4 tRNA genes and 6 rRNA genes (1 of these 10 cut by a window edge) are annotated in these 10,000 nt (G+C 51.2%); all 10 read left to right on the top strand.

The annotated features are described in order from the left end of the window. A 16S ribosomal RNA gene (locus V3596_RS21675) occupies positions 1-165 on the top strand; it begins 1,364 nt to the left of the window's first position. Positions 166-347: 182 nt separating this feature from the next. After that, a tRNA-Ile gene (locus V3596_RS21670) sits at positions 348-424 on the top strand. Positions 425-459: 35 nt separating this feature from the next. After that, a tRNA-Ala gene (locus V3596_RS21665) sits at positions 460-535 on the top strand. A 364-nt stretch (positions 536-899) separates the two neighbouring features. Next, a 23S ribosomal RNA gene (locus V3596_RS21660) occupies positions 900-3,781 on the top strand. Positions 3,782-3,980: 199 nt separating this feature from the next. Continuing rightward, positions 3,981-4,093 (top strand): 5S ribosomal RNA (gene rrf, locus V3596_RS21655). A gap of 387 nt (positions 4,094-4,480) precedes the next feature. After that, positions 4,481-6,009 (top strand): 16S ribosomal RNA (locus V3596_RS21650). Between the two features lie 182 nt (positions 6,010-6,191). Further along, positions 6,192-6,268, top strand: a tRNA-Ile gene (locus tag V3596_RS21645). A 35-nt stretch (positions 6,269-6,303) separates the two neighbouring features. Further along, positions 6,304-6,379: transfer RNA gene (locus tag V3596_RS21640), tRNA-Ala, on the top strand. Positions 6,380-6,743: 364 nt separating this feature from the next. After that, a 23S ribosomal RNA gene (locus V3596_RS21635) occupies positions 6,744-9,625 on the top strand. Positions 9,626-9,824: 199 nt separating this feature from the next. Continuing rightward, positions 9,825-9,937 (top strand): 5S ribosomal RNA (rrf, locus tag V3596_RS21630). Together the 16S, 23S and 5S rRNA genes with 4 tRNA genes alongside form the textbook arrangement of a ribosomal RNA operon. Positions 9,938-10,000 lie beyond the last annotated feature (63 nt).

The raw sequence follows: 10,000 nt of genomic DNA, 5'->3' as shown, positions 1-10,000 counted from the left end.
CGTTCCCGGGTCTTGTACACACCGCCCGTCACACCATGGGAGCGGGTTCTGCCAGAAGTAGTTAGCCTAACCGCAAGGGGGGCGATTACCACGGCAGGGTTCGTGACTGGGGTGAAGTCGTAACAAGGTAGCCGTATCGGAAGGTGCGGCTGGATCACCTCCTTTCTAGAATAGATTGAGCCACGGTTCAGCATATATGCTGAGCATGAGCGAGATCCAAATGACTCATTTTTAAGCGCCCACACTTATCGGCTGTAATTCAACAGTAAGAGTGAAATAAGCGTGAGCCTGCCGAGCTGGCCTCAACAGGTGAGCGCACTGGCACAGGGCACGCGAAGAGTTCGCGTGGGTCTGTAGCTCAGTTGGTTAGAGCACCGTCTTGATAAGGCGGGGGTCGCTGGTTCGAATCCAGCCAGACCCACCACGGAATTCAAGCCGAGAGGCTATGAAAGAGATCCCGGGGGATTAGCTCAGCTGGGAGAGCACCTGCTTTGCAAGCAGGGGGTCGTCGGTTCGATCCCGTCATCCTCCACCATTTATCTTCACTCAGCGTTGGCAAACCAAAATATCCGGAGTGGGTATTGTGGTTTGCCAGCCTTTATTGGCTGTTGTTCTTTAACAATTTGTAGAGTCGAATCAGCGTTGTCGACGGAAAGTTCAGTTTCTTCGCGAGTCTTCGGATTTGTGGGGCTGGACACCGTGCCGTCGGCAACATTTTGATTGCGTCAAACATAGACTTCAACTAAGCGAAGTAGTGATTGCTGAAAGGTGGTTGCTAAGTTGATTAGGTATGAAGAACGGCGTAACGCGTGAATACTCAAATATAGCCACTCGGGTGAACGATACCTGGGTGGTAAGTTCCTTGATCGGCAGTGCTGTCAGCGCTGTCAAAGTTATAGGGTCAAGTGAATAAGTGCATGTGGTGGATGCCTTGGCGATTACAGGCGACGAAGGACGTGATAGCCTGCGATAAGCTTCGGGGAGCTGGCAAATTAGCTTTGATCCGGAGATTTCCGAATGGGGAAACCCACCTCGCAAGAGGTAACTCTGACTGAATACATAGGTCATTGTGGCGAACCGGGTGAACTGAAACATCTCAGTAGCTCGAGGAAAAGACATCAACCGAGATTCCGAAAGTAGTGGCGAGCGAAATCGGAGTAGCCCTCGCGTTTTAGCAGTTTGTATATCAGAACGGAATGGAAAGTCCGGCCATAGCGGGTGATAGCCCCGTATGAAAAATGCAGATTGTGGAACTAGGCGCGAATAGAGTAGGGCGGGACACGTGAAATCCTGTCTGAATATGGGGGGACCATCCTCCAAGGCTAAATACTCGTAATCGACCGATAGTGAACAAGTACCGTGAGGGAAAGGCGAAAAGAACCCCGGGAGGGGAGTGAAATAGATCCTGAAACCGCATGCATACAAAAAGTAGGAGCCTCGAAAGGGGTGACTGCGTACCTTTTGTATAATGGGTCAGCGACTTACATTCAGTGGCGAGGTTAACCGAATAGGGAAGCCGTAGAGAAATCGAGTCCGAATAGGGCGTCATAGTCGCTGGGTGTAGACCCGAAACCAAGTGATCTATCCATGGCCAGGATGAAGGTACCGTAACAGGTGCTGGAGGTCCGAACCGACTAATGTTGCAAAATTAGCGGATGAGCTGTGGATAGGGGTGAAAGGCTAAACAAACTTGGAAATAGCTGGTTCTCTCCGAAAACTATTTAGGTAGTGCCTCAAGTATTACCATCGGGGGTAGAGCACTGTTTAGGCTAGGGGGTCATGGCGACTTACCAAACCTTAGCAAACTCCGAATACCGATGAGTACAGCTTGGGAGACAGAGCACCGGGTGCTAACGTCCGGACTCAAGAGGGAAACAACCCAGACCGCCAGCTAAGGTCCCCAAAATTGGCTAAGTGGGAAACGAAGTGGGAAGGCTAAAACAGTCAGGATGTTGGCTTAGAAGCAGCCATCATTTAAAGAAAGCGTAATAGCTCACTGATCGAGTCGTCCTGCGCGGAAGATGTAACGGGGCTAAGCCAGTTACCGAAGCTGCGGATGTGCAATTTATTGCACGTGGTAGGAGAGCGTTCTGTAAGCCTGAGAAGGTGGGTTGTGAAGCCTGCTGGAGGTATCAGAAGTGCGAATGCTGACATGAGTAGCGTTAAAGGGGGTGAAAAGCCCCCTCGCCGAAAGCGCAAGGTTTCCTACGCAACGTTCATCGGCGTAGGGTGAGTCGGCCCCTAAGGCGAGGCAGAGATGCGTAGCTGATGGGAAACAGGTAAATATTCCTGTACCGATTGTAAGTGCGATGTGGGGACGGAGAAGGTTAACTCAGCCAACTGTTGGAATAGTTGGTTCAAGCGTGTAGTCGTGCCCCTTAGGCAAATCCGGGGGGATGAGATGAGGCGTGATAACGAGTCTGCTTGCAGACGAAGTGAGTGATACCCTGCTTCCAAGAAAAGCCACTAAGCTTCAGCTTACAACGACCGTACCGCAAACCGACACTGGTGCGCGAGATGAGTATTCTAAGGCGCTTGAGAGAACTCTGGAGAAGGAACTCGGCAAATTGACACCGTAACTTCGGAAGAAGGTGTGCCTCTAGTATGTGAACCATTTACTTGGGGAGCAGAATGGGGCCGCAGAGAATCGGTGGCTGCAACTGTTTATTAAAAACACAGCACTCTGCAAAGACGAAAGTCGACGTATAGGGTGTGACTCCTGCCCGGTGCTGGAAGATTAAATGATGGGGTGCAAGCTCTTGACTGAAGTCCCAGTAAACGGCGGCCGTAACTATAACGGTCCTAAGGTAGCGAAATTCCTTGTCGGGTAAGTTCCGACCTGCACGAATGGAGTAATGATGGCCACACTGTCTCCTCCAGAGACTCAGCGAAGTTGAAATGTTTGTGATGATGCAATCTCCCCGCGGAAAGACGGAAAGACCCCATGAACCTTTACTGTAGCTTTACATTGGACTTTGAACAGATCTGTGTAGGATAGGTGGGAGGCTTTGAAGTAGGGACGCTAGTTTCTATGGAGCCAACGTTGAAATACCACCCTGGTGTGTTTGAGGTTCTAACCTTGGTCCCTTATCGGGATTGGGGACAGTGTATGGTGGGCAGTTTGACTGGGGCGGTCTCCTCCCAAAGTGTAACGGAGGAGTTCGAAGGTACGCTAAATACGGTCGGAAATCGTGTTGATAGTGCATTGGCATAAGCGTGCTTGACTGCGAGACTGACAAGTCGAGCAGGTACGAAAGTAGGACAAAGTGATCCGGTGGTTCTGTATGGAAGGGCCATCGCTCAACGGATAAAAGGTACTCTGGGGATAACAGGCTGATACCGCCCAAGAGTTCATATCGACGGCGGTGTTTGGCACCTCGATGTCGGCTCATCTCATCCTGGGGCTGTAGCCGGTCCCAAGGGTATGGCTGTTCGCCATTTAAAGAGGTACGTGAGCTGGGTTTAAAACGTCGTGAGACAGTTTGGTCCCTATCTTCCGTGGGCGCTGCAAGATTGAGAGAGCCTGCTCCTAGTACGAGAGGACCGGAGTGGACGCACCTCTGGTGTATCGGTTGTCACGCCAGTGGCATCGCCGAGTAGCTAAGTGCGGAAGAGATAACCGCTGAAAGCATCTAAGCGGGAAACTCGTCTCAAGATGAGTCTTGCCGGGGCCTAGAGCCCCCTGAAGGGTCGTTCGAGACCAGGACGTTGATAGGCTGGGTGTGGAAGCGCAGTAATGCGTTAAGCTAACCAGTACTAATTGCCCGTGAGGCTTGACCCTATAACTTTGACAGTTCGAAAGAACAGATCAGAGGCTATATTGAGTCAAACACAGTTATGCTGTTCTTCAGAAGTCTGAATTGAACGCAATCAAAATACACAAGCTGATTCGAGCGCTATAATTGAGAGATCAGTTGCGCAACTCTACAAATTGGGTTTGTTGAGCACCTTCCCAGGTCTCAATGAGCCAACCAGTCAAGCCTGATGACCATAGCGAGTTGGTCCCACTCCTTCCCATCCCGAACAGGACAGTGAAATGACTCAGCGCCGATGATAGTGCGGATTCCCGTGTGAAAGTAGGTCATCGTCAGGCTATTTACCTGAGACGCCCAGTCGCAAGACTGGGCGTTTCCATCTGTGTCAGCAGATGCAAGCATTCAGGGCGCCAAGGCGTTGTGATGAAGGTTTGCATCTGCTGATGCTCCCGGCAACGGGAGCTTGCAGAAAAAGAAGCAATTAAGGGTTGACGATAAGATCGTTATCACTCATAATCTCGCTTCTGCGTTGGTCAGCGATCGACGCAAGAGAATCAAAAGATTCTCACTGTTCTTTAATAATTCACAGCCGATAAGCGTGGGCGTTTGAAGGTGAGTTTTGATGCTTGGTGACGAGTATCAAGTCTCTTAGACTTTAAACGCTCACGGAAATTAGATGGAATCATGTAAATGGTTTTGTCGATTCCGTTGAGTAAATCAAGATCGAACTGTAGAGTTTGATCCTGGCTCAGATTGAACGCTGGCGGCATGCCTTACACATGCAAGTCGAACGGTAACAGGTCTTCGGATGCTGACGAGTGGCGAACGGGTGAGTAATATATCGGAACGTGCCCAGTTGTGGGGGATAACTACTCGAAAGAGTGGCTAATACCGCATACGACCTGAGGGTGAAAGCGGGGGATCGCAAGACCTCGCGCAATTGGAGCGGCCGATATCAGATTAGGTAGTTGGTGGGGTAAAGGCCCACCAAGCCGACGATCTGTAGCTGGTCTGAGAGGACGACCAGCCACACTGGGACTGAGACACGGCCCAGACTCCTACGGGAGGCAGCAGTGGGGAATTTTGGACAATGGACGCAAGTCTGATCCAGCCATGCCGCGTGCGGGAAGAAGGCCTTCGGGTTGTAAACCGCTTTTGTCAGGGAAGAAAAGGGTGTTTCTAATACAGACGCCTCATGACGGTACCTGAAGAATAAGCACCGGCTAACTACGTGCCAGCAGCCGCGGTAATACGTAGGGTGCAAGCGTTAATCGGAATTACTGGGCGTAAAGCGTGCGCAGGCGGTTATGCAAGACAGAGGTGAAATCCCCGGGCTCAACCTGGGAACTGCCTTTGTGACTGCATAGCTAGAGTACGGTAGAGGGGGATGGAATTCCGCGTGTAGCAGTGAAATGCGTAGATATGCGGAGGAACACCGATGGCGAAGGCAATCCCCTGGACCTGTACTGACGCTCATGCACGAAAGCGTGGGGAGCAAACAGGATTAGATACCCTGGTAGTCCACGCCCTAAACGATGTCAACTGGTTGTTGGGAGGGTTTCTTCTCAGTAACGTAGCTAACGCGTGAAGTTGACCGCCTGGGGAGTACGGCCGCAAGGTTGAAACTCAAAGGAATTGACGGGGACCCGCACAAGCGGTGGATGATGTGGTTTAATTCGATGCAACGCGAAAAACCTTACCTACCCTTGACATGTCTGGAATCCTGAAGAGATTTGGGAGTGCTCGAAAGAGAGCCAGAACACAGGTGCTGCATGGCCGTCGTCAGCTCGTGTCGTGAGATGTTGGGTTAAGTCCCGCAACGAGCGCAACCCTTGTCATTAGTTGCTACGAAAGGGCACTCTAATGAGACTGCCGGTGACAAACCGGAGGAAGGTGGGGATGACGTCAGGTCATCATGGCCCTTATGGGTAGGGCTACACACGTCATACAATGGCCGGTACAGAGGGCTGCCAACCCGCGAGGGGGAGCTAATCCCAGAAAACCGGTCGTAGTCCGGATCGTAGTCTGCAACTCGACTGCGTGAAGTCGGAATCGCTAGTAATCGCGGATCAGCTTGCCGCGGTGAATACGTTCCCGGGTCTTGTACACACCGCCCGTCACACCATGGGAGCGGGTTCTGCCAGAAGTAGTTAGCCTAACCGCAAGGGGGGCGATTACCACGGCAGGGTTCGTGACTGGGGTGAAGTCGTAACAAGGTAGCCGTATCGGAAGGTGCGGCTGGATCACCTCCTTTCTAGAATAGATTGAGCCACGGTTCAGCATATATGCTGAGCATGAGCGAGATCCAAATGACTCATTTTTAAGCGCCCACACTTATCGGCTGTAATTCAACAGTAAGAGTGAAATAAGCGTGAGCCTGCCGAGCTGGCCTCAACAGGTGAGCGCACTGGCACAGGGCACGCGAAGAGTTCGCGTGGGTCTGTAGCTCAGTTGGTTAGAGCACCGTCTTGATAAGGCGGGGGTCGCTGGTTCGAATCCAGCCAGACCCACCACGGAATTCAAGCCGAGAGGCTATGAAAGAGATCCCGGGGGATTAGCTCAGCTGGGAGAGCACCTGCTTTGCAAGCAGGGGGTCGTCGGTTCGATCCCGTCATCCTCCACCATTTATCTTCACTCAGCGTTGGCAAACCAAAATATCCGGAGTGGGTATTGTGGTTTGCCAGCCTTTATTGGCTGTTGTTCTTTAACAATTTGTAGAGTCGAATCAGCGTTGTCGACGGAAAGTTCAGTTTCTTCGCGAGTCTTCGGATTTGTGGGGCTGGACACCGTGCCGTCGGCAACATTTTGATTGCGTCAAACATAGACTTCAACTAAGCGAAGTAGTGATTGCTGAAAGGTGGTTGCTAAGTTGATTAGGTATGAAGAACGGCGTAACGCGTGAATACTCAAATATAGCCACTCGGGTGAACGATACCTGGGTGGTAAGTTCCTTGATCGGCAGTGCTGTCAGCGCTGTCAAAGTTATAGGGTCAAGTGAATAAGTGCATGTGGTGGATGCCTTGGCGATTACAGGCGACGAAGGACGTGATAGCCTGCGATAAGCTTCGGGGAGCTGGCAAATTAGCTTTGATCCGGAGATTTCCGAATGGGGAAACCCACCTCGCAAGAGGTAACTCTGACTGAATACATAGGTCATTGTGGCGAACCGGGTGAACTGAAACATCTCAGTAGCTCGAGGAAAAGACATCAACCGAGATTCCGAAAGTAGTGGCGAGCGAAATCGGAGTAGCCCTCGCGTTTTAGCAGTTTGTATATCAGAACGGAATGGAAAGTCCGGCCATAGCGGGTGATAGCCCCGTATGAAAAATGCAGATTGTGGAACTAGGCGCGAATAGAGTAGGGCGGGACACGTGAAATCCTGTCTGAATATGGGGGGACCATCCTCCAAGGCTAAATACTCGTAATCGACCGATAGTGAACAAGTACCGTGAGGGAAAGGCGAAAAGAACCCCGGGAGGGGAGTGAAATAGATCCTGAAACCGCATGCATACAAAAAGTAGGAGCCTCGAAAGGGGTGACTGCGTACCTTTTGTATAATGGGTCAGCGACTTACATTCAGTGGCGAGGTTAACCGAATAGGGAAGCCGTAGAGAAATCGAGTCCGAATAGGGCGTCATAGTCGCTGGGTGTAGACCCGAAACCAAGTGATCTATCCATGGCCAGGATGAAGGTACCGTAACAGGTGCTGGAGGTCCGAACCGACTAATGTTGCAAAATTAGCGGATGAGCTGTGGATAGGGGTGAAAGGCTAAACAAACTTGGAAATAGCTGGTTCTCTCCGAAAACTATTTAGGTAGTGCCTCAAGTATTACCATCGGGGGTAGAGCACTGTTTAGGCTAGGGGGTCATGGCGACTTACCAAACCTTAGCAAACTCCGAATACCGATGAGTACAGCTTGGGAGACAGAGCACCGGGTGCTAACGTCCGGACTCAAGAGGGAAACAACCCAGACCGCCAGCTAAGGTCCCCAAAATTGGCTAAGTGGGAAACGAAGTGGGAAGGCTAAAACAGTCAGGATGTTGGCTTAGAAGCAGCCATCATTTAAAGAAAGCGTAATAGCTCACTGATCGAGTCGTCCTGCGCGGAAGATGTAACGGGGCTAAGCCAGTTACCGAAGCTGCGGATGTGCAATTTATTGCACGTGGTAGGAGAGCGTTCTGTAAGCCTGAGAAGGTGGGTTGTGAAGCCTGCTGGAGGTATCAGAAGTGCGAATGCTGACATGAGTAGCGTTAAAGGGGGTGAAAAGCCCCCTCGCCGAAAGCGCAAGGTTTCCTACGCAACGTTCATCGGCGTAGGGTGAGTCGGCCCCTAAGGCGAGGCAGAGATGCGTAGCTGATGGGAAACAGGTAAATATTCCTGTACCGATTGTAAGTGCGATGTGGGGACGGAGAAGGTTAACTCAGCCAACTGTTGGAATAGTTGGTTCAAGCGTGTAGTCGTGCCCCTTAGGCAAATCCGGGGGGATGAGATGAGGCGTGATAACGAGTCTGCTTGCAGACGAAGTGAGTGATACCCTGCTTCCAAGAAAAGCCACTAAGCTTCAGCTTACAACGACCGTACCGCAAACCGACACTGGTGCGCGAGATGAGTATTCTAAGGCGCTTGAGAGAACTCTGGAGAAGGAACTCGGCAAATTGACACCGTAACTTCGGAAGAAGGTGTGCCTCTAGTATGTGAACCATTTACTTGGGGAGCAGAATGGGGCCGCAGAGAATCGGTGGCTGCAACTGTTTATTAAAAACACAGCACTCTGCAAAGACGAAAGTCGACGTATAGGGTGTGACTCCTGCCCGGTGCTGGAAGATTAAATGATGGGGTGCAAGCTCTTGACTGAAGTCCCAGTAAACGGCGGCCGTAACTATAACGGTCCTAAGGTAGCGAAATTCCTTGTCGGGTAAGTTCCGACCTGCACGAATGGAGTAATGATGGCCACACTGTCTCCTCCAGAGACTCAGCGAAGTTGAAATGTTTGTGATGATGCAATCTCCCCGCGGAAAGACGGAAAGACCCCATGAACCTTTACTGTAGCTTTACATTGGACTTTGAACAGATCTGTGTAGGATAGGTGGGAGGCTTTGAAGTAGGGACGCTAGTTTCTATGGAGCCAACGTTGAAATACCACCCTGGTGTGTTTGAGGTTCTAACCTTGGTCCCTTATCGGGATTGGGGACAGTGTATGGTGGGCAGTTTGACTGGGGCGGTCTCCTCCCAAAGTGTAACGGAGGAGTTCGAAGGTACGCTAAATACGGTCGGAAATCGTGTTGATAGTGCATTGGCATAAGCGTGCTTGACTGCGAGACTGACAAGTCGAGCAGGTACGAAAGTAGGACAAAGTGATCCGGTGGTTCTGTATGGAAGGGCCATCGCTCAACGGATAAAAGGTACTCTGGGGATAACAGGCTGATACCGCCCAAGAGTTCATATCGACGGCGGTGTTTGGCACCTCGATGTCGGCTCATCTCATCCTGGGGCTGTAGCCGGTCCCAAGGGTATGGCTGTTCGCCATTTAAAGAGGTACGTGAGCTGGGTTTAAAACGTCGTGAGACAGTTTGGTCCCTATCTTCCGTGGGCGCTGCAAGATTGAGAGAGCCTGCTCCTAGTACGAGAGGACCGGAGTGGACGCACCTCTGGTGTATCGGTTGTCACGCCAGTGGCATCGCCGAGTAGCTAAGTGCGGAAGAGATAACCGCTGAAAGCATCTAAGCGGGAAACTCGTCTCAAGATGAGTCTTGCCGGGGCCTAGAGCCCCCTGAAGGGTCGTTCGAGACCAGGACGTTGATAGGCTGGGTGTGGAAGCGCAGTAATGCGTTAAGCTAACCAGTACTAATTGCCCGTGAGGCTTGACCCTATAACTTTGACAGTTCGAAAGAACAGATCAGAGGCTATATTGAGTCAAACACAGTTATGCTGTTCTTCAGAAGTCTGAATTGAACGCAATCAAAATACACAAGCTGATTCGAGCGCTATAATTGAGAGATCAGTTGCGCAACTCTACAAATTGGGTTTGTTGAGCACCTTCCCAGGTCTCAATGAGCCAACCAGTCAAGCCTGATGACCATAGCGAGTTGGTCCCACTCCTTCCCATCCCGAACAGGACAGTGAAATGACTCAGCGCCGATGATAGTGCGGATTCCCGTGTGAAAGTAGGTCATCGTCAGGCTATTTACCCCGCGAAACCCTCCGACTCCCATGAGTCGGAGGGTTTTTGCTTTTGCAGCGTGCA

The organism is Roseateles microcysteis (assembly GCF_036880965.1).
Classification (GTDB): domain Bacteria; phylum Pseudomonadota; class Gammaproteobacteria; order Burkholderiales; family Burkholderiaceae_C; genus JAUASW01.
This window is presented reverse-complemented; position numbering and strand designations above follow the sequence as displayed.